The sequence below is a fragment of the Pseudorhodoferax sp. Leaf274 genome, from assembly GCF_001422445.1.
GTDB lineage: Bacteria > Pseudomonadota > Gammaproteobacteria > Burkholderiales > Burkholderiaceae_C > Pseudorhodoferax.
This window is the reverse complement of the sequence record NZ_LMNA01000008.1, coordinates 22,557-48,592: the sequence shown is the minus strand read 5'-3', so window position 1 is coordinate 48,592 and position 26,036 is coordinate 22,557. Positions and strand designations below refer to the sequence as shown.

Sequence of the window (26,036 nt, the reverse complement as noted above, 5' to 3'; positions counted from 1 at the left end):
GTTGTCCTGCACCGATGGGGCGCGCCGCCTTTCTGGCGCGGCTGCGCTTCGCCCGGAGCATCGGTCCGCCCGCGAGGCGGCCAGCCGCGCGGCCCCGACCGAGAACAGACCAAGAAAAGGACGCGTCCATGGATGCACACGAGGAGGCCGAGGGGAGCACGGCCACGGCTGTCGCCGCACCGGCGCCAGAGGGCGGCCATGCGCTGCCCGACGGTGCGGTGGACATGCGCAGCGCTGCGCTGGGCGTCATCGCCGTGCTGGCAAGCGTGTTCGCGCTGCGCTGGGCCGCACCGGTGTTCATCCCGCTCATGATGAGCCTGCTGCTCACCTACGCGCTGTCGCCGGCTGTGGAGCGGCTGGCGCGCTGGCACGTGTCGCGCTGGATCGGCGCGGCGCTCGTGCTGCTGGCGCTGCTGGGCGCGATCGGCTTCACGGGCTACCGGCTGGCCGGCAACGCCGGCGCGCTGCTCGACGCGCTGCCGGTGGCGGCGCAGAAACTGCGGCTGCACATGCAGGCCAGCCGCCGGGCCGGCGACGTGAGCGCGCTGACCACCGTGCAGAAGGCGGCGGCGCACCTGGAGCAGGTGGCCGAGGGCGAGGCCGAGCCGCCGCGCCGCGGCGTGACGCGCGTGACCATCGAGCGGCCGCGCTTCAACGTGCGCGACTACCTCTGGAGCGGCACCATGGGCCTGGTCAGCATGGCGCTGCAGCTCACGCTCGTGACCTTCCTGGCCTACTTCGCGCTGGCCTCGGGCACCATGTTTCGGCGCAAGCTGGTGCGCATCAGCGGCGCCAAGTTCAGCAGGAAGAAGATCACCGTGCAGGTGCTGGACGACATCGTCGGCCATGTCGAGCGCTACCTGCTGGTGCAGATCCTCACCAGCGTCGTCGTCGGCGTGGCCACGGGCCTGGCGTTCTGGGCCTTCGGGCTGGAGAACGCGGCGGTCTGGGGCATCGTGGCCGGCGTCACCAATCTGATCCCCTACATCGGCTCGCTGCTGGTGATGGTGGGCGCCGGCCTGCTGGCGCTGCTGCAGTTCGACAGCTACGAGATGGCCCTGCTGATCGCCGGCAGCTCGCTCGCCATCCATACCCTGGTGGGCCAGCTGCTGGTGCCCTGGCTCACCAGCCGCACCAGCCGCATGAACCCGGTGGCCGTGTTCGTGGGCGTGATCTTCTGGGGCTGGCTGTGGGGCGTGCCCGGCCTGCTGCTGGGCATCCCGATCATGATGGTCATCAAGGCCATCTGCGACCACGTGGAAGACCTGCAGCCCGTCGGCGAACTGCTCAGCGATTGAGGCCGTCGAGGATGGCGATGAGCTGGTCCGGGTCCAGCGGCTTGACGAGGTGGTGGTCGAAGCCGGCCGCCGCCGTGGCCTCGCGGTCGCGCTGCTGGCCCCAGCCGGTCAGCGCCACCAGCAGGGTGTTGCGCGCCACCGGGTGCGCGCGCAGGCGGCGCGCGAGCTCGTAGCCGTCCATGCCCGGCATGCCGATGTCCAGCACCGCCAGGTCGGGCTGGAGCGTGGGCAGCAGCGCCAGCGCCTGCGCGCCGCTGTAGGCCACGCCCGTGGCCATGCCCAGCTCCTGCAGGAACTCGGCCAGGCTGTCGGCGGCGTCGCGGTTGTCGTCCACCACCAGGGCCTTCAGCGCGCTGGCCTCGGGCAGCTGCACGTCGCTGTGGGCCGCAGGGGCGGCCGGTGCCTGCAACGGCAGCCGGACGGTGAAGGTGCTGCCCTGGCCCAGCCCCGCGCTGTGCGCCGCGATGCTGCCGCCCTGCAGCTCGACCAGGGTGCGCGCCAGCGTGAGACCGATGCCCAGCCCGCCCTGCGCGGCCTTGGACGCGCCGCTGGCCTGCACGAACATGTCGAACACCGTGTCCAGCATCTCCGGCGCGATGCCGATGCCGTTGTCGCGCACCGTCACCACCACATCGCCGCCGGCGACCTGCGCGGACAGCACGATGTGCCCCGGCCCCGGCGTGTACTTGGCGGCGTTGTTCAGCAGGTTGGAAAACACCTGTGCCAGCCGCACGCTGTCGCCCTGCACCGGCAGCGGGCCTTCGGGCAGCTGCAGCTCGAGCCGGTGCTCGGAGGCGTCGACGAGCGGGCGGCTGAGTTCCAGCGCATCGCGCAGCACCTGCTGCAGGTCGATGGCGGCGGTGTTCAGCTCGATCTTGCCGCGCGTGATGCGCGAGATCTCCATGAGGTCGTTCACCAGGCGCACCATGTGGTCGATCTGGCGCCGCATCATGTCGTAGTGGCGCGCGGCCTCGTCGGGGCCCGGGCGCTTGCGCTTGAGCAGCGTCAGCGCGGTCTGCAGCGGCGCCAGCGGGTTGCGCAGCTCGTGCGCCAGCGTGGCCAGGAACTCGGTCTTGCGCTGGTCGGCCAGGCGCAGGCCCTCGAGCGTGGCCCGCAGGTCGTACTGGCGTGCGCGCGCACGCAGCGCCGAACGCACGGAACTCACGAAGGCGGCCACGCGCACGGGCCGCTCGATCACGGTCATGTTGGCCACGCTGTCCACGGCCTCGCCCACGGTGCGCGAATCGGCGCCCTGGCGCGCCAGCACCAGCACCGGCAGATCGGACCAGCTCGGCTGCGCCTGCAGCGCCTGCGTCAGCAGCGAGGCGGCCGGACCGACGAGCGCCTCCTCGGCCAGCACGATGGCGCCGGCGCCCCGGGCCATCTCCTGCACCAGCGCGTCCAGCGTCGTGCAGGTGTGCACCGGCACGCCGGCGCGGTCGAGCACGGCGCTGGCCATCAGCGCGTCCTTCGCCGTGGCGGCGCGCAGGAGGATGCGCCGCTGCAGGGCGGCGGTGCTGTCGCTCACGCCGTGCCTTGTCCGACTTCGATGGGCACCGGCACGCCGGTGAGGATGCCGCGGAAGTGGCGCAGCGGCTCGCCGATCTGGATGCCGTCCTCGGTCAGCGAGAAGTCGCGGATGGTGCGCTCGTGCTGGCCGCCGCGCTTCTTGACGACCGAGATGGCCTGGCGCACCTCGCCGGCCAGCTCGAAGTAGCGCAGCAGCACCACCGCATCGGCCAGGTAGCTGGCGTCCACGGCCGAGGTCATGTTGCCGCCGATCAGGCCATGGTGCGCGCCCACCATCAGCGTGGCCACGCCGTGCTGGCCCAGGTAGGTCAGCAGCTCGTGCAGCTGCACGATCAGGAAGCGCTCGTCCGGCATGGCGTTCAGGTAGCCGTTCAGGCTGTCGATGAGCAGCACCTTGGCCTCGTGCACGGTGACCGCCTCGCGCACCAGGTGCACGAACTCGCCCGGCGAGAGTTCGGCCGGGTCGACCTGGCGCAGGCGGATCAGCCCCTGGTCGATGAAGGGCCCCAGCTCCATGCCCATGCCGGCGCAGCGCGTGCGCAGCGTGTTGATGCTCTCGTCGAACACGAACAGCGCCGACCGCTCGCCGCGCTGCGCCGCCGCCAGCGCGAACTGCACGCCCAGCGTGGACTTGCCGGTGCCGGGCGCGCCCACGAACAGGGTGCTGGTGCCGCGCTCGATGCCGCCGCCCAGCAGCGCGTCCAGTGCCGGCAGGCCGCTGGGCATGCGCACCTGCTCCAGCGGCATGACATGCTCCGACGCCACCAGGCGCGGGAACACCTGCAGGCCGCCGTGGGCGATCGTGTAGTCGTGGTAGCCGGTGCGGAAGTGCTTGCCGCGGTACTTGGTGACGATCAGGCGCCGGCGCGTGGAGCCGAAATCGGAGTTGAGCTGGTCGAGCCGGATCACCGCGTGCGAGATGCTCTGCACCTGCAGGTCGTGTTCCATGGCCGTCATGTCGTCCAGCAGCAGCACGGTGCAGTTGCGCCCCGCGAAGAACTGCTTGAGCGCGAGGATCTGGCGCCGGTAGCGCAGCGAGTTGCCGGCCAGCAGCCGTAGCTCCGACAGCGAGTCGAACACCACGCGGTTCGGGCGCAGCTGCTCCACGTCGGCCAGGATCTTCAGCGTGGTCTCGCTGAGTTCCACCTCGGAGGGGTGGAACATGGTGTATTGCTCCTCGGGCTCGAGCGCATCGTTGTTGGGCAGCATCTCGCGCACGTGCACGCCGCTCAGGTCCCAACCATGCGAGCGCGCCACGCCGGCCAGTTCGTTCGCGGTTTCCGACAGCGTCACGTACATCACCGATTCGCCGCGCCGCGCGCCCTCGGTCAGGAACTGCATCGCAATCGTGGTCTTGCCCGCGCCGGGCGTGCCTTCGAGCAGGTACAGCCGGTTGGCGGTGAGGCCGCCGCCCAGAACGTCGTCCAGGCCGGGCACGCCGATCTGCAGTACGGGGTCGGTCGCGTCGGGGGCGGGCGGGGACAGATCTGGCACGGTTTTCTCCGGCGTTGCGTGGTCGGGGCGATGGCGGGGGTTATACCCGCCATCGCCGTGCCCGGCGGCGTGGCGGGCAGGGCGACGCGGCGGCGCGACACCGTTCGCGCAGTCGTCCTACAGCGCAGACTGCAAATGGTGACAATGGCCGGCTCTTTTTGCCCAAGGCGTGCTGCATGAATCCCTCCTTGCGTTTGCTGCCCCTGCTGGCCTGGTGTGCCAGTGGCCTGCCGTCGATCGCCCAGACCACCGCACCGGCAGCGCTGGGCGCCGTGGTGGTCACCGCCACGCGCACCGAGGCCGATCCGCAGGACGTGCCGGCTTCGATCAGCAGCGTGGCCGGCGACCAGCTGCGCCAGGGCCGTGCCCAGGTGAACATCTCCGAGGCCCTGGGCAGCGTCCCGGGCCTGCAGGCCCGCGAGCGCCAGAACTACGCGCAGGACGTGCAGATCTCCATGCGCGGCTTTGGCACGCGCGCCACCTTCGGCATCCGCGGCCTGCGCCTGTACGTGGACGGCATCCCCGCCACGCAGCCCGACGGCCAGGGCCAGCTGTCGCACGTGGATTTGGCCTCGGCCGAACGCATCGAGGTGATGCGCGGCCCGTTCTCCGCCCTGTACGGCAACTCCTCCGGAGGCGTGCTGCAGGTGTTCACCGAGGAGGGGCGCGGCGCGCCGCAGCTGCGGCTGGACACGGCCGCCGGCAGCGACGACCTGCTGCGCTTCGGCGCCAAGGCCAGCGGCAACACGGGCGCCAACGACAGCGGCGTGGGCTACGTGGTCTCGGCCAGCCGCTTCGCCACCGACGGCTACCGCGAGCACAGCGCGGCGCGGCGCACGCTGGCCAATGCCAAGCTCACGCTGCGGCCGCACGAGGACGGCAAGCTCACGCTGGTGGCGAACCGGGTGGTGCTGCCCAAGGCCGACGATCCGCTGGGGCTCTCGCGTGCGCAGTGGCAGGCCAACCCGCGCGGCGTCGACCCCGCCGCTTTGGGCTTCGACACGCGCAAGAACATGGACCAGACCCAGGCGGGCCTGGTCTACGAGCACTTCCTGAGCGAGGCCCATGCCCTGCAGGCCACGCTGTACGGCGGCCAGCGCGGCACCACGCAGTTCCAGTCGATCCCGGTCGCGGTGCAAAACAATCCGCGCCATCCCGGCGGCGTGATCGACCTGGACCGCGACTACGCTGGCGCCGACCTGCGCTGGACCTGGCGCACCGCGCTGGCCGGCGCCCCGTTGACCGTGGTCGCCGGTTTGGCCTACGACGGCCTGCGCGAGGACCGGCGCGGCTACGAGAACTTCGTGGGGCCTGCCGCCAGCCGCACGCTGGGCGTGCAGGGCGCGCTGCGCCGCGACGAGCGCAACCGCGTGAACAGCTTCGACCAGTACCTGCAGGCCGACTGGCGCGTCACCCAACGCTGGACGCTGAACGCCGGCTTGCGCCACAGCCAGGTGCGCTTCGATTCGCAGGACCGCTATATCGTGGGCGTGAACCCAGACGATAGCGGCCAGGCGCGCTACGGTGCCACCTTGCCGGTGGTCGGCGCCAGCTTCGCCATCACCGAGAGCCTGCGCGTGTACGCCTCGGCGGGCAAGGGCTTCGAGACGCCCACGCTCAACGAGCTGTCGTACCGCCCGGACCAGCTGCCGGGCCTGAACTTCGGCCTCAACCCCGCGCGCAGCAAGAGCGTGGAGGCGGGCCTGAAGCACCGCAGCGCGGGCTGGGGCGAATGGACGGCTGCGGTGTTCCGCACCGGCACGGAGGACGAGATCGTCACCAGCACCATCAACGGCCGCTCCACCGCCAGCAACGCCGGACGCACCCGCCGCAATGGCCTGGAACTGTCCTGGGAGCAGCGGCACCTGCAGCACCTGCGCACGCAGGTGGCGGCCACCGTGCTCGACGCACGCTACCGCGACGGCGCCAGCGCCGGGGCGCGCATGCCGGGCCTGGCGAAGACCAGTGTCTATGCCAGCGCCGGCTGGGTGCCGCCGCAGGGCTGGCGCGCGGGCGCCGACTGGCGCGTGCTGAGCCGCGTGTATGTCAACGACGCCAACAGCGACGCCGCTGCGGGCTACGGTGTGCTGGGGCTGTACACGGGCTACGCCGCGCGCCTGGGCGGCTGGCAGCTCGAAGGCTTCGTGCGTGTCGACAACCTGCTGGACAAGCGCTACGCCGGCTCGGTCATCGTCAACGAGGGCAACAGCCGTTTCTTCGAGCCTGCGCCGGGCCGCAACTGGCTCGTGGGCCTGTCTGCCACGCTGGCGCTGTAGACGGACAAAGGGCGCCTTGCGGCGCCCTTGTTCCATCCGGCGGCATCACTTCGTGCCGCTGGCCTTGCCGGTGTTGCCCGCGTTGCCTGCGCTGCCAGGAAGGTCGTTCTTCTGCTCGGCGCCCTGGCGGTTCTTGCGCCAGCTGTCGAACTCTTCGGAGAACTTCTTGTAGCGCTCGCCACGCCACGAGTGGTAGTCGTCGTCCAGGCTGCGCAGCTGCTGCTCGCGCCACTGTTGGTAGTCGGGGTCGTGGTGCTGCTCGCGGCCGCCCTGGTAGGAGCCGTAGCCGAGCTGGTCGCCATAGCCGCCGTAGGTCTGGCTGCCCGCGTAGGGCCCGGTGTTGGAGCGGTAGCCGCCCGCGCCGCCCTGGAAACGCTCGTGCGAAGGCGCATGGCCCTGGCGCTCGTCGTCGCCGCGGTAGCCGCGGTTCCAATCGCGGCCCGGGTCGTAGCCCCCGTCGCGGTAGCTCTGGTTGCGGTAGCCGTCGTCGCGCTGGCCGTGGCTGCCGTAGCCGCCATCGCCCCGGTAACCGCCGTATTCGCCGGCGCCGCGTTCGTCGCGGCTGCCATAGCCCTGGTGGCTCGGGTTGCGCATGTAGCCGGGCTGGTTGTAGCCCGGGTCGGCGCGCCAGTCGCGCTGGTAGCCGCCGCTCGGGCCGCCGTGCACATCGGGCGCGCCGGCCCGGCCGTAGCTGGCCTGCGCCGGGTCGTGGCGGTGCAGGTCGCTCCCCTCATGGCGGGCGCCCCAGTGGCGGGCATCGTGCCGGCTGTCCTGGTCGCGCTCGCTGCCGAACTGGCGCTGCGGGTCGGCGTACTGTCCCATCTGGCTGCGGTTGTCGCTGCGGTTGTCGTCATGCCACGCATCCTGCTGGCGGTGGCGTTGGTCGCGGTTTGCCATCTTGCTGTGCTCCTGTGCATTGCGGTGGAGGAAACCGGCAGTGCGTGCTGCGCGCTTTTCAACTGCCGGGGCCGTGGACATCAGGTTGCGGCGCCGGCCGCGCGCTGCGGGCCGGCATCGGCGCCAAGCACCGGTAGGACGCTTCCGACCGGCTTCAGCCCCCTGGCGTCGAGGCGGACGGCATGGGTGCCGAGGTGCCCGGCGCGCTGGCCGGCGGGATGGCCGGCATGGCCGAAGCCGGGCTCTGCGCGGCGTCCGGCGTGGGTGCGGGCATGGTGCCGCCCGCGCCGCTGCTGCCCGATGGCGTGTCCATGCCCGGGCTCTTGCCCGTGCCGCTGGTGCTGTCGGGTGCGCTGGGCATGGCCGGCGGCGCGCTCGCGCTGGTGGCGGGTGGATTGGCGGTGTTGCCCGACACGCCCGGAGTGGGCGCTTCGTTGCGCTGGCAGGCGGCCAGCAGGGCGACGAGGGCGATGGCGCCTGCGGCATGCAGGCCGTGGCGGTGGCGGAACAGGGTCATGGTGTCTCCGATTGGGTGAAGCCTCCAAGCTTGGGGCCGCACGCGCTGCGCGCTGTAGGACAGGCGCGCCGCGTCCTGCCGGCGTGGGGCCGGCCTGCGCACGGCAGGCCGCCGGCCTGCTAGGGCAGCGTGCCCAGCCCGGGTGCGCTGGCCACGGCCTGCGGTGCGCGCGGCAGGGCCACGTTGAAGCTGGTGCGGCCCGCGGACGATTCCACCTGCAGCTGCCCGCCATGCGCGCGCACGATCTCGCGCACGATGTACAGGCCCAGCCCCAGGCCTTCGTTGCGCGTGCCGGCGCGCCGCGAGGGGGCTTCCTCGGCACGCGCACGGCCGCTGCGGAAGGGGTCGAAGATGTGCGGCAGCACGTCGGCCGGGATCTCGCCGCCGTTGCGCACCGACAGGCGCACGCTGGTGGCTTGGCGGCCGTCGAGCTCCACCTGCACGGGCGCATCGTTGCCATGGCGCAGCGCGTTGCCGACCAGGTTGGACAGCACCTGCGTGAGCCGGTCCTCGTCCCAGTCGCCTTGCAGGTCGCCCTGGCGCTCCAGCAGCACCTGCTTGTCGGGCCAGGTGCTCTGGCGCTCCTGCACCACGCGTTCGGCCAGCGCGCCGAGGTCGAAGCGCTCGCTGTCCATGGGCATGCCGCCGCCCTGGCGCGTGCGCGTGAGGTCCAGCATGTCTTCGATCATGCGGCCCATCCACTGGCCGCTGCGGAACAGGCGCTGGGCCACCGTGCGCGTGGCCTCATCGGGCCGGCGCATGAGCAGCTCGGCCGCGGTGGTGATGGCCGACAGCGGGCCGCGCAGGTCATGCCCCAGCACGGCGGTGAACAGCTCCTGCAGGCGCAGCGTCTCGGTGCGTTCCTGCAGGTGGCGGGCCAGCTGCTGCTTTTGCCGGTAGAGCTGGAAGAACACGCCGGCCTTGCCGCACAGCACGTGCGGCTCCACCGGCTTGTAGAGGAAGTCCACCGCGCCGGCCTCGTAGCCGCGGAACATGCGCTGCGCATCGCGCGTGCCGGCGGTCACGAAGATGATGGGCACGTGCCGCGTGCGCTCGATGCCGCGCATCATCTCGGCCAGCTCGAAGCCATCCATCTCGGGCATCTGCACGTCGACCAGCGCCAGCGCCACCTCGTGCTGCAGCAGCAGCTCCAGTGCCTCGGTGCCCGAGCGGGCCTGCAGCACCTCGACGTCCTCGCTCTGCAGCAGCGCGGCCAGCGCGAGCAGGTTCTCGTCGAGGTCGTCGACGATCAGGCACTTGATCGGCTCCGCGCGCTCGGCCGGGTGCGCGTCGCGGGCGGCGAAGGGGCGGGGCGGGTTCATGCGGCGCTCCGCGCGGAGGTGGCCTGGCGCGAGGCGGCGTCCAGCGTACCCAGCAGGTGGGCCAGCGCGCGCAGCGGCAGCACGAAGTCGGCCGGGCCCTTGGCCAGCGCGCATTCGGGCATCAGCGGCATCTGGGCATCGGCCGGGTCCTGCACGGCCGTGAGGCCGCCGGCCGCGCGCACGGCGGCCAGGCCCTCGGCGCCATCCTGGTTGCCGCCCGTCAGCACGATGCCCAGCAGGCGCGGGCCATACAGTTCCGCGGCCGACTGGAACAGCACGTCGATGGCCGGGCGCGAGTAGTGCACCGGCGCGTCCACGGACAGCGCGAGCTGCGGGCCGGCGTCCAGCAGCAGGTGGTAGTCGGGCGGCGCGAAGTAGACGTTGCCGGGCTCGATGGGCAGCTTGTCCTGCGCCTCCTGCAACGTCACCGCGCAGCGTGGCGCGAAGATGTCGACCAGCAGGCTGGCGCGGTCGCGCGGCAGGTGCTGCACCACGAACACCGCGGCGCGCAGGCCGGGCGGCAGCGCAGGCAACAGGATCGACAGCGCCTCGATGCCGCCGGCAGAGGCGCCGATGACGACGGCGTCCACACGTTGGGCCAGGGAGTCCATCATCCGCCGATCTTCTGGAAGATGCGCTGCTCGCGCACGAAGTCCGTGAACGCGCTGGCGCAGGCCGAGAAGCGCAGCGACTCCTTGCTGCCCAGGCCGAGGAAGCCCTTGCGGCACAGCGCGTCGCGGAACAGGCCGAGCGCACGGTCCTGCAGCGCGCGGTCGAAGTAGATCAGCACGTTGCGGCACGAGACCAGCTGCATCTCGGCGAACACCGAGTCCGTCGCCAGGCTGTGGTCGGAGAACACCACGTTGCGGCGCAGGCTCTTGTCGAACACCGCGCGGCCGTAGGCGGCCGTGTAGTAGTCCGACAGCGATGTCTTGCCGCCGGCGCGCTGGTGGTTGAGCGTGAAGCCCGCGATGCGGTCCTGCTCGTACACGCCGGCCTCGGCCTGCTGCAGCGCCTGCGGGTTGATGTCGGTGGCGTAGATCAGCGTGCGTTCGAGCAGTCCTTCCTCGCGCAGCAGGATGGCCAGCGAGTACACCTCCTCGCCCGTGCTGCAGCCGGCCACCCAGACCTTGAGCGAAGGGTAGGTGCGCAGCAGCGGCACCACCTCGCGCCGCAGCGCGAGGAAGTAGTCCGGGTCGCGGAACATCTCGCTGACCTGCACCGTGAGGTAGTCCATCAGCGCGGGGAAGAATTCCGGCTCGTGCAGCACCTTGTCCTGCAGCTGCGACAGCGTGGTGCACGAGAAGCGCCCCATCGCCGCCTTGAGCCGGCGCCGGAGCGAGGCCTGCGCGTAGCCGCGGAAGTCGAAGTGCCAACGCAGGTAGATGGCGTCCACGAGCAGGCCCATCTCGATGTCGAAGGTGCTGTCGGACATGGGTCACTTCGGCATCCAGACGCGCAGGAGCGACAAGAGGCGCTCCACGTCCAGCGGCTTGGCGATGTAGTCGTTGGCGCCGGCGGCCAGGCACTTCTCCTGGTCGTCGCGCATGGCCTTGGCGGTGAGCGCGATGATGGGCAGCTTCTTCCAGTCGGGCTGCTTGCGGATCTCGCGCATGGCGGTCAGGCCGTCCATCTCCGGCATCATGATGTCCATCAGCACCAGGTCGACGCGCGCATCGTCGCTGGCGCGGGCGCGGTCCAGCGCGGCCAGCGCCTCCAGGCCGTTGCGCGCCAGCACGATCTGCGCCCCCTTGGGCTCCAGCACGCTGGTCAGCGCGAAGATGTTGCGCACGTCGTCTTCCACCACCAGGATGCGGCGGCCTTCCAGCGTGGCGTCGCGGTCGCGCGCCAAACGCAGCAGGCGCTGGGCTTCGGCTGGCAGCTGCGACTCCACCTGGTGCAGGAACAGCGTGACCTCGTCGAGCAGCCGCTCGGGCGAGCGGGCGTCCTTGATGATGATGGACTTGGAGAAGCGCCGCAGCTGCTGCTCCTCGGCATGCGTGAGCGAGCGGCCGGTGTAGACGATCACGGGCGGGAAGGCCGTGCCCTCCTGCGCGGACATCTGTTCGAGCAGCTCGTAGCCGGACAGGTCGGGCAGGTTCAGGTCCATGATCATGCAGTCGAAGGTCTGGCCGGCCAGCGCCTGCAGTGCGTCGGCCGCGTTGGCGGCGCCGCGGATCTCCACGTCGGGCCCGGCCAGCAGCTGGCCGATGCTTTCGCGCTGGCGCGCATCGTCCTCGACCACCAGCACGCGGCGGATGCCCTGCGAGAACTTGGCCTCCAGCCGCTGCAGCGCATCGACCAGCTGGGTGCGCTTGACGGGCTTCAGGTCGTAGCCCACGGCACCGCGCTCCATGGCTTCTTGCGTGTAGTCGGCCACCGAGACCACGTGCACCGGGATGTGGCGCGTGCGCCCATCGTGCTTGAGCTGGTCCAGCACGCCCAGGCCCGAGTGGTCGGGCAGGTTCATGTCGAGCAGGATGGCGCTGGGCCGGTACTGCAGCGCGGCGGCCAGGCCGTCCGATGCGGTGTGGGTCAGCACGCACTGGAACTGCATCTCGTGCGCGAGGTCGCGCAGGATGGCGGCGAAGCGGTGGTCGTCCTCGACCACGAGGATCAGCCGCGCGCCGGGGCGCAGCACGTCGCGGTCGTCTTCGAGCGGCTGGTGTGCCTTGACGGCCACCGGCGCGGGGGCCGGTGCCACGCTGCGCTGCACGCGCTGCGGCGCCAACGCGGGCACGGGTGCTGGCTCCGGCGTGGGTGCGGCCTGTGCAGTGTTGCGCGGCATGTGACGGGCCGGCAGGGACAGCACGAAGGTGCTGCCTTCGCCGCTCTGGCTCTGCACGGTGAGCGTGCCGCCCAGCAGGTGGGCCAGGTCGCGCGAGATCGACAGCCCCAGGCCCGTGCCGCCGTAGCGGCGGTGGGTGCTGCCGTCGGCCTGGCGGAAGGCCTCGAAGATGAGTTCCTGCTGCTCGGGCGCGATGCCGATGCCGGTGTCGCGCACCGCCAGCTGCACGCCGCCGTCGGCACCGGCGCCCAGCAGCAGCTGCACCTCGCCGGTGTTGGTGAACTTGATGGCGTTGGACAGCAGGTTCTTGACGATCTGGCCCAGGCGCTGCGCGTCGGTCAGGATCTGGCGTGGCGCGTCCGGTGCCACGTGCACCGACAGGCGCAGGCCCTTCTGCTCGGCCGCAGGCTGCAGGCTCTTGGCCAGGCCTTCGAGCAGGCCGGCCAGGCGCACGGTCTCGGCATGCACCTCGACCTTGCCGGCCTCGATCTTGGACAGGTCCAGGATGTCGTTGATCAGCGTCAGCAGGTCGTTGCCGGCGGACGAGATGGTCTGCGCGTACTTGATCTGCTCGTCCGTGAGGTTGCCACCCTTGTTGTCGGCCAGCAGCTTGGCCAGGATCAGCGTGGAGTTCAGCGGCGTGCGCAGCTCGTGGCTCATGTTGGCCAGGAACTCGCTCTTGTACTGGTTGGAGCGCTCCAGCTCGCCGGCCTTGGTGCTGAGCACTTCCTGGGAGCGCACCAGCTCGTCCTTCTGCACTTCCATCTGCTGGGCCTGCTCCTCCAGCTGGGCGTTGCTCTGCTCGAGCTCGGCCTGCTGCACCTCCAGCTGCGCCTGCGATTCGCGCAGCGCGCGCCCTTGCTCCTCGAGCTCCTCGTTGGACACGCGCAGCTCTTCCTGCTGGGCCTGCAGCTCCTCGGCCTGGCGCTGGGTCTCCTCCAGCAGTTCCTCCAGACGGGTGCGGTCGTGCGAGGTGCGCACGGCGATGGCCAGCGTCTCGGACATGCGCGAGAGCAGCAGCTCGTCCACCGGCTGCAGCTTGCGCGCAAAGCCAAGTTCGACCAGGGCGTGCACGCGCCCGTCGACCTGCGCCGGTGCCACCACCAGCTCGCGCGGGTCGGCACTGCCCAGCGTGGAACTGATCGGCAGGTAGCCGGCCGGCACCTCGGTCACGCGCAGCGCGCGCCGCGCCTTGGCGGCCTGGCCCAGCAGGCCTTCGCCCGGCCGCACCTGGGGGCTGCCGGCGGGCACGGCGAACGCTGCCAGGCGCCGGAAGCTGCCATCGCGCTCGGCCAGGTACAGCGCCCCGACCTGGGCGTCCAGGTACTGGGCCAGGTAGCCCAGCACGGTCTCGCCCAGGGCTTCGAGGCGGTGCTCGCCCTGCACGCGTTCGGCCATGCCGGCCTGGCCGGCACGCAGCCAGATCTCGTCCTCGCGCGAGCGGTGCTCGCGCACGGCGATGCCGGCCGAGACCAGGATCAGCACCAGCAGCGTGGCGGCGCCCGCGCCCTGCACGTGAGAGGAGTAGTCCACCGCCTCCTGCCAGTCGGCCTGGCGTGCGGCGCGGCGCGCCTGTTCCTCGCGCAGGGTTTCCTCGGCCAGCGTGCGCAGGCCGTCCATGGCGTCCTTGCCGCGGTCGCTGACCACGATGGCCAGCGCGCCGGGGCCGTCGCCGGCGCGGCGCAGCGCGATCGTCTGCGCCAGCTCTTCCAGCTTGAGGTCGGCGTAGCGCTGCAGCCGGTGCACGCGCTCGAGCTGCTGGGGTGCGTCGGCGAAGAGTTTCTCCAGCTGCGCGAAGGTGGCGGCCAGGTTCACGCGCGCATCGGTGTAGGGGCGCAGGTAGGGCTCCTGGCCCACGATGAGGTAGCCGCGCTGGCCGGTCTCGGCGTCCTTCATGTGCGAGAGCAGGGCGTTGATCTGCTCGATGGCCTGCGTGGCCTGGGTCACGCGGCCGGCGGTGGTGGCCCGCGTCTCCATGGCCTGGAACGAGAACCACGCGATCAGGGCCACCGCGACGATGGCAACGCCGAAGCCCACCATGCTGGGCACCGGCAAGGGCCAGCGGGACCGGGCGCGCGCCGCGCCGAGGGCCTGGATGTCGGTCACGGCCGTTGCCTTGCGCTGCCGGCGAGGGCACGCGAGGAAGAGCGGCGCGGTTGGAGGAGGGATATCGAAGGCATGAAGCCCGTGATTCTAGAAATCGACACGCCGCCTTCGTGTAGGACCCGTCCTATGCCGGGTGTCGGAGAGCGGCGGCGCGCGCCCGCAGCGGCCGGGTGAAGCGGGGGCGCGGAACGGCCGGTCGCGCCTCTATACTGCGCCGCGGCCCGGCAGCCCTGCCGCGAGCCACCCAACGCAGCTCTGCAAGGACGGCCCGGCATGACCCCATCGGAACAACCCCCCGCACTGGCCCGCGTGCTGGCCCTGCTGGCGCGCGAGACGCGGGCGCCGGTGACCCCGGCCGTGCAGGCGGAACTGGCCGCCATCCTCGGCGCCGAACGCAGCGGCGTGCCGACCGAACTGGCGGTGGAACAGCGCGAGGTGACCATCCTGGTGGCCGACCTGCGCGGCTTCACGGCGCTGACGGCCACGCAGCCGGCCGGCACCATCGTGACCATGCTGAACCTGTGCCTGTCCAGGCTCTCGGAGGTGGTGTTCCGCTACGAGGGCGTGATCGACAAGTTCAACGGCGATTCGCTGACCGTGCTGTTCGGCGCCCCCACCGCGCGCGAGGACGACGTGCTGCGCGCGCTGTGCTGCGCGGTGGAGATGCAGCTGGCCATGCGCGACCTCAACAACCACTACCTGCGCCGCCAGATGCCCGAGCTGCACCTGGGCATCGGCGTGAACACCGGCATGGTGATGGCCGGGCGCTTCGGCAGCCAGGCCTATTCGGAGTACGCCGTCATCGGCAACGAGGTCAGCCTGGCCTCGCGCATCGAATCGTTCAGCCTGCGCGGCCAGGTGCTGATCAGCGAGAACACCTACGCGCGCTGCAACGGCGTGGCCTCGGCCACCGAGCCCAAGGAGGTGTTCGTGGCCGGCAAGAGCCTGCCGGTCAAGGTGCGCGAACTGATCGCCATCGCGGCGCGGCGGCTGAAGGTGCCGCGCCAGGAATTCCGCCGCAGCCACCGCGTGGAAGTGCGTGTGCCCTGCACCCTGCGCCGGCTCGACGGCGAGCAGCCCCTGGGCGACGCGCAGCGCGCGCTGATCCGCGACGTCGGCTACCACGGCCTGCTGCTCGAGTTGGAGCGCCCGCTGGCCCCCCAGGACGAGGTGGCCCTGGCCTTCGACCTGACGCTGGTGGACTACCACGTGGGCGACGTGCGCGCCCGCGTGACCAAGGTCAAGCACGAGGAGGGCCGCCTGCTGGCCGGCCTGGAGTTCACGCACATCGGCGTGGAGACCAACGCCAAGATCCAGATGTTCGTGCAGCTGCTGGTGGGAGCGGGCTGACCTACAGCCGCGCCTCGCGCACGTCAGCCGACGCGCCGCCGAGCAGCTTGGCCTTGAGCGCCGGGTCGGTCGGCTTCTCGCCCAGCCAGACCATGAGCAGCGCGTTGTAGACGGCCACGTTGCGCATCGGCGGCGCCAGCGGCTTGCGGTTGAGCGCCACCACGGCGCCGGTGCCGGGCACCCAGTCCAGCGTCAGCACGTCGCCACGGCGCAGGCCGCCGGGCCGCTGGCCGATGGCGTCGGCCAGGCCGACCAATTGCTGCAGCACCTCGGGGCTGGCGAAGCGTTCGGGCGACAGGTCGCGCATCACGGCATCGGAGAAATCGTCGCCGCTGATGTCGCGCAGCGGCACGATGGTCATGCGGCGCGCTCCCTCGCTGGCCAGCACCTCGTTGGCGTGGTGCTGGCGGGCGGGCAGGTACAGGCCCATGGCGTAGAGCTTGAACACCAGCCGTTTGCCGATGCCCGCGCCATTGAGCTTCAGGTCGTGGCCGCCGACCTGGGTCGATTCCTCCAGCGTCACGTCGCCGAGGTCGACCGCCGGCAGCGCGGGCAGGCAGGCGATGGCGCCGGCCGTGGCGCAGGCCGTGGCCAGGAACCTGCGAAAGCGGGGCAGTGCCATGTCGTGCTCCCGGCGCGGCTACCAGACCGACAGCGTGCTCGTGAGCACGCGCTGCAGCCAGCTGCGCGAGGCCGCCTCGGAGATGTCGCCCTTGCCGCCAACCTCCACGCGCGCCTGCGCCACGTCGACCGAGGCCACGACGTTGCCGTCGCGCAGGTCCTTGGGGTCGACGATGCCGGAGAAGCGCAGCATGGTGTAGTCGCCGCGCACCAGCACGCTGCGCTCGCCGGCCACCAGCAGGTTGCCGTTGGGCAGCACGTTGATGACCGAGGCGGCCAGCTGGCCCGTAAAGCTGCTGCTGTTCTCGGCGCTGCCGCTGCCCTTGTACGAATCGCTGCCCGAGGCCGTGACGTCCAGGTTCAGGATGCCCTTGAGGATGCTCCAGCTGTCGTCGCTGGTGCCCGGCCCCTTGCTGGCGACCGCGTTCTCGCGGCTGGTGCTGTTGGCGATCTTGTTGGTGCTGGCCAGGTTCTCGGCGATGTCGACCTTGAGCGTGTCGCCGATGCGCCGTGGCTTGGCCCGCCCGGCATAGGAGAACACCATGGGCTGGCCGAGCTGGTAGATGGCACCGTTGTTCACGCGCTCCACGTTCGGCGGCTTGGGGATGGGCGCGGCGTAGCTGGGCTGCACCGGCGTGGCCGGCAGCGCCTGGAACAGCGCGCAGCCGGGCAGGGCCAGCGCGGTGCAGAGCAGGGCGGCCCAGGCCGGCCCGCGCGGCCGTTCAGCAGTTGGTCGGTGCATGGGGGAACTCCTCTTGCGCGCGCTGCGCGACGTTCAGGCATTTGAGGAAGCCGACGTTCTCTGCACCGGTGACCAGGGCGGTCACGACGGGCGCGATCTTCTCGCGCGTCGTGGCCCATTTGTCGGTGCGCATGCCGTCGGCCATCACGTAGTGGCTGGACGAGAGCACCTGGCCTTCGCTGGTGCGCAGCGTGAGCGCGGCGGCACTGATGAAGGGCCGCGGCGCCGGCGTCAGCGGCGGGGTGTCCCAATCGATCCAGGCCGCGTAGTGCAGCCAGACCTTGCAGCCGGGCACCTGCTGCAGGTCGGTGTAGACGCGGCTGTCCACGCGGTGGCGGCGCAGCGAGAGCTGCAGTGCCGGCACCAGGTCGGCGACCTCGGCCTGCGGGTTGAACGCGATGCACAGCTGCGGCGTGGGCGCATGCAGGTGGTAGACGGTGTTGCTGGCCTGGCTGTCGGCCTGCTCGAGGGCCAGGCTGGCCACCGCCCCCGCGCCCTTGACGACCTCCCAGGCCGGCCAGGGGCTGATGATGCTGCAGCCACCCAGCAGCGCCGCGGCGCAGGCGCAGGCCAACGCCGCGCGGGGCCGGCGGGGCTCAGACGATCTCATCGATGCCCCGGCGCACGGCGTTGATGCCCTGGGCGGCGTACAGGCCGACCCGCCCGACCGTGGAGGAAATGCCGCTGGCCACGTCCGATGCGGCATCGCCCACCGCGTCGGCCGCGCTGCCGATGGCCGAGCCCACACCGTTGACCACGGAGGCGGCCGCGTCGTAGACGGCCGCGCCGGCATCGGCCACGGTGTCGACCACGGCTTCGACGGCGTCCTCGCCGGCGTCCCAGGCGGCTTGCAGCCCGTCCTGCACCGCGTGCACCACGGAGACGCCGTTGTCGACCACGCTGCCGACCGTGCCCGACACGCCGCGCACCGCGGCCGTGGCGGCGGTGCCGGCGCTGTCGGCAAGCTGGCGGGCCGCACCGGCGGCGCCCTGGACTTCCTTGCCCAGGCGGTCGAGCCCCTGGGCGCTCAGCGAGACGACCGTGCTGGCAGCCGCGACGGGCCGGGCGTTGGCAAGCTGGCTGCCGACGCGCTGTACCGCCTGGGCCGGGGCCGCCAGGCCCGCCGCCTTGGCCGATGTGATGGGATTCATCCGTGACTCCTTGGGTCGAGTGGTTTGAAGTGGATGAATGCTAGGCGTGTGCTTGGATTTTCTTTTTTGAATAAAGAGTGTGAATTGGCGCCAGTTGGGGATTATCGTTTGACGCGATATTTTGTCATATTCCGTCTTGAATATTTATTTTCTATGTATTTGATTTTCAATGGTTCAACGTGATGCAGGCGTGATCCGAAATGACGCGGCGGATTTTTGTGGCCATTCGGTCCAGGAGAATGGGCGGCGCTTTTCTCGGTGCTGCGCGCGGGCAGGAGAATCGTGACACCGTGTGAGCTTGGGGCGCCAATCGCATGCGGCGTCACACAACGGGTGGCCTGCTTCATCAACGGGACAAGCGCCGCGGCGAAGATCCGCATGGCCTGACTGCGCTCCGCGAAAATCCGCCCTCGCGGGCCAGGCCGGCGCCATTCCGAACAACACACCCAGATCCAACCCATGCCATCCGTGGAGTCCGCCAAGCCCTTCCATGCCTACATCGTGGAGGACGACGATGCGCTGCGCGACATGCTGTGCGGCTACCTCGGCCGCCACGGCCTGGAAGTCACCGCCATGCGCAGTGCCGAAGAACTGCTGCAGCGCATGCACCGCCAGCGCCCCGACCTCATCGTGCTGGACGTGGGCCTGCCCGGCATGTCGGGCCTGCAGGCCTGCCAGCGCATGCGCGCCGAGGGCGACCGCGTGCCCATCATCCTGCTGACCGCCTTCAGCGAAGAGGTCGACCGCATCATCGGCCTGGAGATGGGCGCCGACGACTACCTGGGCAAGCCGTTCTCCGCGCGCGAGCTGCTGGCCCGCATCAATGCCGTGATGCGGCGGGCCTCGTTCATCCCCGGTGCGCCGATCGAGGCGCGCCGCACCGTGCGCGTGGGCCCCTTCCTCTTCGCGCTGGACTCGCGCAGCCTGCACCGCGGCGACGAGGTGCGCGTGCTCAACACGGTGGAGTACGCGCTGCTGGCCGAGCTCACGGCCAACCCCTCGGTGCCGGTCTCGCGCGAGCGCCTGCTGGCCGTCTCGCACAGCCGCGGCGACGAGGTCATGCTGCGCGCGGTGGACGCCGCCATCATGCGGCTGCGCAAGCTGATCGAGCCCGAGCCGGCCTCGCCGCGCTTCATCCAGACCGTGCGCAGCCACGGCTACATGTTCGTGCCGATGGACGCGCTGCTCGCCTGACCCCTCCGTGCGCCGCCCGTTCTCCATCGTCCGGCGGCTGACCATCCTGGTGGTGATGGTCAGCCTGCTGATCCTGTGCCTGAACGCCTACCTGTTCGTGCGGGCCACCCAGCCGCTGAACGCGCAGCTGGCCAGCACGCTGGCGCGCAGCATCCTGCTGGTGCGCACGGCCTTGCAGCAGGCGCCCGCGGGCCAGCGCGACGCCATGGCCAAGGCCTTGCGGTTCGGCGGCTTCATGGTGCACCGCGCCGCGAACGCGCCGCCGCTGACGCAGGCGCAGCCGCCGTTCGACCCGCTGCCCTTCCTGAGCCAGCCGTCGATGCGCGACGGCCCCCCCATGTTCGGCCCGCCGCGGGCACCCGGGCCCTGGGTCGACGGTGGCCGGCCCCGGCCGGACGGCTGGCACGGCCCGGGCCCCGGGCCGTTGCGCGAAGGCCCGCCGCCGGCACGGCTCACCTGGCCCGAGCAACTGCGCAGCAAGCTCGACTTCCACATCACCATGACCTGGCTGCACCCGGCCGAGCCGGGGCCGGCCCTGTTGCGGGTGGGCTTCGTCGTCGACCAGGATGGCTGGGTCATCGACCTGGTGGGTGGCGGCCGTCCGCCCATCGCGCCGCTGCTGCTGGCGTTGCTGCTGATGGTGGGCGTGGGGCTGGCCGCCGCCGTGGCGACCGTGGCGGGCGTGCGCTGGATCACGCGGCCCATGGCGCGGCTGGCCGACGAGGTGGCGGCGCGCCAGCGCGAGCTGCGGCCCATCGACCATGCCCAGCCCGTGGCGGCCGAACTGCGCCCGCTGGTGGAGGCCTTCAACGGCCTGGTCGGCGCCGTGACCACGGCCGACGCCACGCGCCAGCAGCTGCTGGCCGGCCTGTCGCACGACCTGCGCACGCCGCTGGCGCGGCTGCGCCTGCGCATGGAATGCATGTGCCCCGACGACCAGCTGGAAAGCATGGAGCACGACTTCCAGGCGCTGGCCCACATCGTCGACCAGTTCCTGGCCTATGCCCAGGGCGAGGCCGACGTGGCGCCCGGCTCGCCCGAGCCGCTGGGCGTGCTGGCGCAGCGCATCGCGCGCAGCCATGGCGAGGGCAGGGTGCAGGTCGAGATCGAGGACACCGCGGCCGGCGAACTGCAGGTGCCCGACATCGCGCTGCACCGTGTGCTGACCAACCTCATCGACAACGCCGCCGCCCACGGCGTGGCGCCGGTGGTGCTGCGCATCCGCAGCGTGGCGCGCGAATGCCAGCTGCTGGTGCTGGACTGCGGGCAGGGCATCAGCGCCGAGCGCTTCGAGGAGGCACAGCAGCCCTTCGTGCGGCTGCAGGCCGGGCGCGTGGGCATCGGCCACTGCGGGCTGGGCCTGGCCATCGTCGCGCAGATCGCGCGGCGCCTGCATGGGCGCGTGTTCCTGCAGGCTTTCGACGGCAAGTGCTCGGGGGTGGGGGTGGCGCTGCCGGTGCCGGAGCGGATTTGAGTCTGCGGGCAGCGGTGCGGCTGCCTGGCCGCCGATTGCGATCGCCATCCACGCGCGCGGCCAGCCCCCACCTCGATCCATCGCGTGCCGCATGGGACACGTCCCTGGTACGGACACTGCCTCGGCAGCGTATCCTCCTCAGCCCGCTGAAGTCCCGTCCCTCACCTCAAGCGTTCCTGGAGATTCGATGTCCCATCTGACCCGGCGCCTCGTGCTGGCCGCAGCGGCGGTGCTGCTGTCCTCCTGCGCCACCGCCCCTGCCCCCAACGACGCCGACACACGCCCCCCCATCGTCTTCGTGCACGGCAACGGCGACAACGCCGGGGTGTGGTTGACGACGATGTGGCGCTTCGAGTCCAACGGCTGGCCGCGCGAGCGGCTGCACGCCATCGACATGCCGCTGCCCACCGCGCGCGACGACGACGCGCGCGAACAGCCCGGTCGCTCGTCCACCGCCGAGCACCGGGACTACCTGCGCGCAGAGGTCGACAAGGTGCTGGCCCGCACCGGCGCGCGTCAGGTCGTGTTGATGGGCAACTCGCGCGGCGGCAACGCCATCCGCAACTACATCGCCAATGGCGGTGGCGAGAGAACGGTCTCGCACGCCATCCTGGGTGGCACCCCCAACCACGGTGTCTGGGCCGTTCCGATCGAGGGCCTGTCGGACCGCAGCGAGTTCGCGGGCCACGGCCCCTTTCTCCGCGCGCTGAACGCGCCCAAGAACGCCGATGGCGACGAGGTCACCGGCCCGGTGCGCTGGATGACGGTCCGCTCCGACGGCAACGACAAGTTCGCCCAACCGGATGGCCTGTGGATCGGCAAGCGCGGAGTGGCCACCGGCGTCACGGCGGCTGGACCCGAACTGAAAGGCGCCACCAACCTCGTCATCCCGCGCATCGACCACCGGGAGACCTCGTTCTCCGCTGCAGCCTTCGAGGCGGCTTACCGCTTCATCACCGGGCGCGCACCCGCGCGCAGCGACATCGCCCCCGAGCCGCGTGTGTCGTTGGCCGGCAAGGTGAGTGGCGCTGGCACCAACATCGGCTTGGCAGGCGCACGCATCGAGGTCTTCACCATCGACCCCCTCACGGGCGAGCGTCTTGGCCCGGCCCTCTACACCGCGGTGGTGTCCGCTGGAGGGGACTGGGGCCCCCTGGCGACCGACCCGCAGGCGCGCCACGAGTTCGTGGTCAGCGCGCCTGGCTATGCCACCACGCACTTCTACCGCAGCCCGTTCCCGCGCTCGACCACGGTGCTCCATCTGCGGCCCGAGCGCGTGCCCGAGGCCGACAGGAACGCGCCAACGCTTGCCCTGATGACGCGGCCACGCGGCTACCTGGATCCAGGGCGCGACAAGATGGCCTTCGACGGCCAGTCGCCACCGCCGGGCGCGGTGCTGGGCGCGGGGGTCGCGGTGTCGCGCATCAAGCCCGTCGGGCTGCCGCGTACCCTGGTGGCCGAATTCAACGGCGAACGTGTCGTCGGACGCAGCTGGCCGCTGGCCGACAACCACGTGTCGGTGCTGGAGCTGAGCTACTGACGCGCGCCGTCCATGGACGTGCACCAAGCGGTCACTTGCGAAGGTCCGCTGCCGGCCGAGAGCGTCGGCCCTTCGCCGACCAACCCAGGCCTGCTGCTCCCAAGATCGCGACCCGCCATCACCGCCCGGTGCGTCGTTCCGGTCCCGCCCCTCACTTCGGCAGGGCTTCCACCTCCTTCGTCCAGCGGTCGATCAGCCGCCTGCGCTCGGCCGACTTGCCGTACTTCTCGAAGTCGTACTTGATCAGCTTGACGCTGTCGATGGCCGGGATGCGCGGGTCGGGCTTGAAGGTGCGGTTGGCCGGCGTCTGGTAGCTGCCGACCTGGGCGCCCACGGCCTGGCCGGCCGGGCCCATGAGCCAGTCGTAGTACTTCTGCGCATTGGCCTTGTTGCGCGCACCCTTCACGAGCGCGATGCCGCCGATCTCGTAGCTCGTGCCTTCGCAGGGCGCGGCGGTCTTCACGGGGTATTTGTCGAGCTTCCATTTCTCGAAGTTGAAGGCGAAGGTCACGCCGATGGCCACCTCGCCCTTGGCCACGTTGGGCGCCTGCGCCTGGCCGCTGCGCGTGTACTGGGTCACGTTGCGGTGCAGCTTCTTGAGGTAGTCGAAGGCGGCGTCCTCGCCCATCTGCTGCACCAGGCCGGCGATCACGGTGTAGGCCGTGCCGCTGGAGGCCGGGTGCGAGATCTCGATCTCGCCCTTGTATGCGGGCTTGACGAGGTCGGCCCAGCACCTGGGCTCTGGCAGGCCCTTCTTCTTGAGCAGTTCGGTGTTGTAGCCGAAGCCGATGGTGCTGGTGTAGAAGCCGCCGACCTGGTTGCCGCTCATGGCGTACTGGCGCACGGCCCATTCGTGCAGGTCGTTGATGTAGGCCGGCCGGTAGGCGTCCAGCAGGCCGGCCTCGGCGGCCTGCAGGAAGGGGTCGCCCGTGCCGCCCCACCAGATGTCGGTCTTGGGGTTCTGCGCCTCGGCGCGCAACTGGGCCCCGATCTCGCCCGTGCCCTTGTGCGCCTGGTTCACCTTGATGCCGGTCTGGCGCGTGAACTCGGCCGCCGCGGCCTCGCACCAGGGGGCGTCGGTGCTGCACAGCGCGTTGACGACGCCCTGGGCCTGGGCGGCGCCGGCGGTCGCCGCGATGGCTGCGACGGCCAGGGCGGTGGTGGCCAGGGCAGGGATGGCGCGGGTGAAGGGCATGCATGTCTCCAGTGTTGCGATGGACCATTTTGAGACGGTCGCCCCGCGCATGCCCTCCGGGTTTTCAGCCGGCCCGCGCTACATGGCCCAGATGCGTGGCGGCGTGGCCGGCAGCTGCCAGCAGGCGCCGCGCCAGGCGGCCCAGACCTGCTTCATGAGGGCCATGGCCGGCTCCACCACGGGCGCCAGTGCGCGCACCACGACGACCTGCGCGTGGGGGCTGGTGGCGCCGGCCGTGGCGCGCAGCGCATGGCTGTCGACCACAGCGCGCGCGGCGTCCAGCACCTGCTCGCGCCGGCCCCGGGGGAGCCGGTCGCCGCAGGCGAAGAACAGCGTGGCGATGCAGCGCTGGCCGGCCATGCCGAGCGGACCGTCCAGCAGCAGTGCGTCGTCGGCCGCGATGCGCGCGCGCTCCAGCCACACGCCGGGCAACTCCAGGTGCTGGCGCAGCGTGCCTTGCGTGAAGGGCTTGCCGGCGTGCGGCAGGCCCAGTGCCGTGATGTCCCAGCCGATGAGTTCGGCACCGGGCGCCAGCTGCAGGCTCAGCCGGTTCTCGGCCAGGCATTGGTCATAGCACAGCGTCTCGGCCGGCAGCCATTCGAAGCGCGCGCCCGGGGCTAGCGCCAGCTGCGTGTGCTGTGCGGCGGTCTCGCCCGCGCTGCGGTAAAAGCGCGCGGCGCCGGGCGTGGTCACGAGGCCGTGCGCGCCTTCGCCCACGTCGACGCGGATGTCCAGCACGTCGCCGCCCACCAGCCCGCCGGGCGGGTGCACGAGCACGTTGTGGCAGATGCCCTCGCTCTCGGGGTACAGGCTCTGCAGCACCCGCAGCGGACCCTGGTGGCGGTGGCGCGCCACGCTGCGGCCCGCTTCGAGGCGGTAGTCCAGCGCCAGGCTGGCATGCCAGGCCATGGCGCTACAGCAGCAGTTGGTAGAGCCAGGTCTCGGACAGGGTCTCGTTGCCGTTCTTCAGGAACAGCCGCAGATCGACCGGGCCGTTGCCCTCGGGCGTGTAGTCGAACTGGGCGCGCCAGTGGCCCGCCACGTTGTTGGGCACGGCCTCGGTGAACACGTACGAGAAGCTGCCGCGCGACGCGCTCAGCACCGCCTCGGGCTTCACGCCGAAGGGCAGGTTGGCCAGCGGCCCGCCCAGGAACTCGACCATGAACTTGCGCACGCCCTGCGGCCGCGGCTGGCCCGGCACGCCGCCGCGGCCGATGCGCGTGGCCACGCAGCGCGCCAGCGGCGAGGGGAAAGGTTCGTCGGCCACCCAGTGCAGCCGGTAGCGCAGGTCGTAGCTGGCGCCGGCCTTGGCGGGGGCCTTGGGCACCCAGAAGGCGCCGATGTTGTCGTGGATCTCGTCGTCGGTCGGGATCTCGACGAGCTCGACCGCGCCCTCGCCGAAATCGGTGAGCGGCTCCACCCACAGGCTGGGCCGCTTGTCGTAGTTCACGCCGTCCAGGTAGTGGTCGAAGTTGCGGTCGCGCTGCATCAGGCCGAAGCCCTTGGGCGACTTGTCGCCGAAGGCCGAGATGCCCGTGAACGCGGGGTTGTTGAGCGGACGCCAGATGCGTTCGCCGCCGCCCGTCCACAGCGCCAGGCCGTCGGAGTCGTGCACCTCGGGCCGCCAGTCGATGCCGGTCGGCTTGAGCTTGTCCGAGTACCAGTACATCGAGGTCAGTGGCACCAGCCCCAGGCGTGCCACGTCCTGGCGCAGGAAGAGCTTGCAGTCGATGTCCATCGTCACGGCCTGGTCGCGCCGCATCGCGAAGCGGTAGGCGCCGGCGATGCTGGGGCCTTCGAGCAGCGCGTAGACCACCACGGTGTCGCCGCCGTCGGCCGGCGGTTCGAACCAGACCTGCGTGAACGCGGGGAACTCTTCGTTCTTGCCGTTCACGGCCACGTCCAGCGCCACGCCGCGCGCCGACAGCCCGTACTGGTACAGGCCGCCGATGGCGCGGAAGTACGAGGCGCCCAGGAAGGCCACCCAGTCGTTGCCCTGCCAGGGCAGCTTGGCCTGGTCGCCGAGCCGGCTCTCCTGGAAGCGGAAGCCCGCGAAGCCGGCGCCCTGCGGCAGTGCCTTGGCCGGGCTGTCGGCCGGCATCTCGAAGTAGGCCGGGTCGTAGAGGATCTCGCGGCCCTGCGCGCCATTGCCGGCCTTGTTCAGCACATGCATGTGCACGGGCGTCTGGAAATAGCGGCCCATGTGGAAGAAGGTCACCGGGAACGGCCCGGGCCCGTCCTTGAACAGCGCGAAATCGGTCTTGTACTTGAGCTTGCCGTGCGCGTCGTAGTCGATGCGCTCGAGCACATCGCTGGGCAGGGGCGGCGGCGGCGCATGAGGCTTGGCGGCCAGTGCCCGGGCACGCGTGACCAGGTCTTCGAAGGAGAACGGCGTGGCCGGGCCAAGCTTCAGGCCGGCTTGCGCCATGGCTTGGGGCGACAGCCCCAGTGCGGCCAGCGCGGCGGTGGTGCCGCCGGCGGTCAGAAGGGTTCTGCGGTGCAACATCGGGCCGAATGTACCGGAGCCGCAAGGCCTGTCCC

The 26,036-nt window shown here is 71.1% G+C and carries 22 protein-coding genes; 6 read left to right on the top strand and 16 right to left on the bottom strand.

What is annotated here, in order from left to right; translation table 11 throughout:
- The first annotated feature begins 14 nt into the window (after nt 1-14).
- Nucleotides 15-1,298 carry an AI-2E family transporter gene (locus tag ASF44_RS12185; protein WP_369820920.1) on the top strand — a complete coding sequence of 428 codons (1,284 nt, stop codon included), beginning with the start codon at nt 15-17 and terminating at the stop codon, nt 1,296-1,298.
- Here the strand turns inward: ASF44_RS12185 and ASF44_RS12180 are convergent.
- Both ASF44_RS12180 and ASF44_RS12175 read right to left on the bottom strand, forming a co-directional pair.
- Nucleotides 1,288-2,826 (bottom strand): ATP-binding protein, encoded by a 1,539-nt coding sequence (locus tag ASF44_RS12180; RefSeq protein ID WP_056899497.1) that lies wholly within the window; start codon nt 2,824-2,826, stop codon nt 1,288-1,290. The genes ASF44_RS12185 and ASF44_RS12180 overlap by 11 nt on opposite strands.
- Entirely contained in the window at nt 2,823-4,322 is a 1,500-nt protein-coding gene (locus ASF44_RS12175; RefSeq protein WP_235579203.1) for an ATPase domain-containing protein, read from the bottom strand. The genes ASF44_RS12180 and ASF44_RS12175 overlap by 4 nt, the downstream gene beginning before the upstream one ends.
- Nucleotides 4,323-4,498: 176 nt before the next feature.
- Between ASF44_RS12175 and ASF44_RS12170 the strand changes: the two genes are divergently transcribed.
- On the top strand, nt 4,499-6,598 hold the full coding sequence (locus ASF44_RS12170) for a TonB-dependent receptor (RefSeq protein ID WP_056899496.1): 2,100 nt from the start codon (nt 4,499-4,501) through the stop codon (nt 6,596-6,598).
- 45 nt (nt 6,599-6,643) lie between these two features.
- Here ASF44_RS12170 and ASF44_RS12165 read toward each other — a convergent pair whose 3' ends face one another.
- The 6 genes from ASF44_RS12165 to ASF44_RS12140 all read right to left on the bottom strand — a co-directional run bounded on the left by ASF44_RS12165 (nt 6,644) and on the right by ASF44_RS12140 (nt 14,162).
- Nucleotides 6,644-7,495, bottom strand: coding sequence for a hypothetical protein (locus ASF44_RS12165; protein WP_056899495.1), 852 nt, complete (start codon nt 7,493-7,495; stop codon nt 6,644-6,646).
- Nucleotides 7,496-7,649: 154 nt separating this feature from the next.
- Nucleotides 7,650-8,012: a hypothetical protein gene (locus ASF44_RS12160; RefSeq protein WP_056899494.1), complete on the bottom strand. Its 363-nt coding sequence runs from the start codon at nt 8,010-8,012 to the stop codon at nt 7,650-7,652.
- Between the two features lie 119 nt (nt 8,013-8,131).
- The gene (locus tag ASF44_RS12155) at nt 8,132-9,334 is read right to left on the bottom strand and encodes a hybrid sensor histidine kinase/response regulator (protein ID WP_056899493.1); all 1,203 of its coding nucleotides are present in this window, start codon (nt 9,332-9,334) and stop codon (nt 8,132-8,134) included.
- Nucleotides 9,331-9,945 carry a chemotaxis protein CheB gene (locus ASF44_RS12150; protein ID WP_056899492.1) on the bottom strand — a complete coding sequence of 205 codons (615 nt, stop codon included), beginning with the start codon at nt 9,943-9,945 and terminating at the stop codon, nt 9,331-9,333. Before ASF44_RS12150 ends, ASF44_RS12155 begins: the two co-directional genes overlap by 4 nt.
- On the bottom strand, nt 9,945-10,769 hold the full coding sequence (locus tag ASF44_RS12145; protein WP_056899491.1) for a protein-glutamate O-methyltransferase CheR: 825 nt from the start codon (nt 10,767-10,769) through the stop codon (nt 9,945-9,947). The genes ASF44_RS12150 and ASF44_RS12145 overlap by 1 nt, the downstream gene beginning before the upstream one ends.
- 3 nt (nt 10,770-10,772) lie before the next feature.
- The gene (locus ASF44_RS12140) at nt 10,773-14,162 is read right to left on the bottom strand and encodes a response regulator (RefSeq protein WP_056899582.1); all 3,390 of its coding nucleotides are present in this window, start codon (nt 14,160-14,162) and stop codon (nt 10,773-10,775) included.
- Between the two features lie 339 nt (nt 14,163-14,501).
- Here ASF44_RS12140 and ASF44_RS12135 point away from each other — a divergent pair, with 339 nt between their 5' ends.
- Nucleotides 14,502-15,578, top strand: coding sequence for an adenylate/guanylate cyclase domain-containing protein (locus ASF44_RS12135; protein WP_056899490.1), 1,077 nt, complete (start codon nt 14,502-14,504; stop codon nt 15,576-15,578).
- 1 nt (nt 15,579) lies between these two features.
- On the opposite strand, the gene ASF44_RS12130 is transcribed toward ASF44_RS12135, so the two are convergent.
- The 5 genes from ASF44_RS12130 to ASF44_RS31735 all read right to left on the bottom strand — a co-directional run bounded on the left by ASF44_RS12130 (nt 15,580) and on the right by ASF44_RS31735 (nt 18,472).
- Nucleotides 15,580-16,200: a chalcone isomerase family protein gene (locus ASF44_RS12130; RefSeq protein WP_056899489.1), complete on the bottom strand. Its 621-nt coding sequence runs from the start codon at nt 16,198-16,200 to the stop codon at nt 15,580-15,582.
- 18 nt (nt 16,201-16,218) lie between these two features.
- On the bottom strand, nt 16,219-16,941 hold the full coding sequence (locus ASF44_RS12125; protein ID WP_082524720.1) for a flagellar basal body L-ring protein FlgH: 723 nt from the start codon (nt 16,939-16,941) through the stop codon (nt 16,219-16,221).
- Nucleotides 16,922-17,551, bottom strand: coding sequence for a cell division protein FtsI (locus ASF44_RS12120; protein ID WP_156374469.1), 630 nt, complete (start codon nt 17,549-17,551; stop codon nt 16,922-16,924). The genes ASF44_RS12125 and ASF44_RS12120 overlap by 20 nt, the downstream gene beginning before the upstream one ends.
- Nucleotides 17,538-18,092 (bottom strand): hypothetical protein, encoded by a 555-nt coding sequence (locus tag ASF44_RS12115; protein WP_056899487.1) that lies wholly within the window; start codon nt 18,090-18,092, stop codon nt 17,538-17,540. The genes ASF44_RS12120 and ASF44_RS12115 overlap by 14 nt, the downstream gene beginning before the upstream one ends.
- A gap of 101 nt (nt 18,093-18,193) precedes the next feature.
- A complete protein-coding gene (locus ASF44_RS31735) occupies nt 18,194-18,472 on the bottom strand; it encodes a hypothetical protein (protein ID WP_156374468.1) in 279 nt (92 codons plus the stop codon).
- 79 nt (nt 18,473-18,551) lie between these two features.
- Here ASF44_RS31735 and ASF44_RS12110 point away from each other — a divergent pair, with 79 nt between their 5' ends.
- From ASF44_RS12110 to ASF44_RS12100, 3 genes are all read left to right on the top strand, one after another.
- On the top strand, nt 18,552-19,286 hold the full coding sequence (locus ASF44_RS12110; RefSeq protein ID WP_056899486.1) for a response regulator: 735 nt from the start codon (nt 18,552-18,554) through the stop codon (nt 19,284-19,286).
- Nucleotides 19,287-19,293: 7 nt separating this feature from the next.
- On the top strand, nt 19,294-20,760 hold the full coding sequence (locus ASF44_RS12105) for a HAMP domain-containing sensor histidine kinase (RefSeq protein ID WP_056899485.1): 1,467 nt from the start codon (nt 19,294-19,296) through the stop codon (nt 20,758-20,760).
- A gap of 187 nt (nt 20,761-20,947) precedes the next feature.
- Nucleotides 20,948-22,300, top strand: a complete 1,353-nt coding sequence (locus ASF44_RS12100; RefSeq protein ID WP_056899484.1) for an alpha/beta fold hydrolase — start codon at nt 20,948-20,950, stop codon at nt 22,298-22,300.
- Between the two features lie 151 nt (nt 22,301-22,451).
- Here the strand turns inward: ASF44_RS12100 and ASF44_RS12095 are convergent, their stop codons facing one another.
- The 3 genes from ASF44_RS12095 to ASF44_RS12085 form a co-directional block, all read right to left on the bottom strand.
- Complete coding sequence (locus ASF44_RS12095; protein ID WP_056899483.1) at nt 22,452-23,495, bottom strand: ABC transporter substrate-binding protein; 1,044 nt, start codon at nt 23,493-23,495, stop codon at nt 22,452-22,454.
- A gap of 78 nt (nt 23,496-23,573) precedes the next feature.
- A complete protein-coding gene (locus ASF44_RS12090; RefSeq protein WP_056899482.1) occupies nt 23,574-24,404 on the bottom strand; it encodes an urease accessory protein UreD in 831 nt (276 codons plus the stop codon).
- A 4-nt stretch (nt 24,405-24,408) separates the two neighbouring features.
- On the bottom strand, nt 24,409-26,001 hold the full coding sequence (locus ASF44_RS12085) for a glucan biosynthesis protein (RefSeq protein ID WP_056899481.1): 1,593 nt from the start codon (nt 25,999-26,001) through the stop codon (nt 24,409-24,411).
- Nucleotides 26,002-26,036 lie beyond the last annotated feature (35 nt).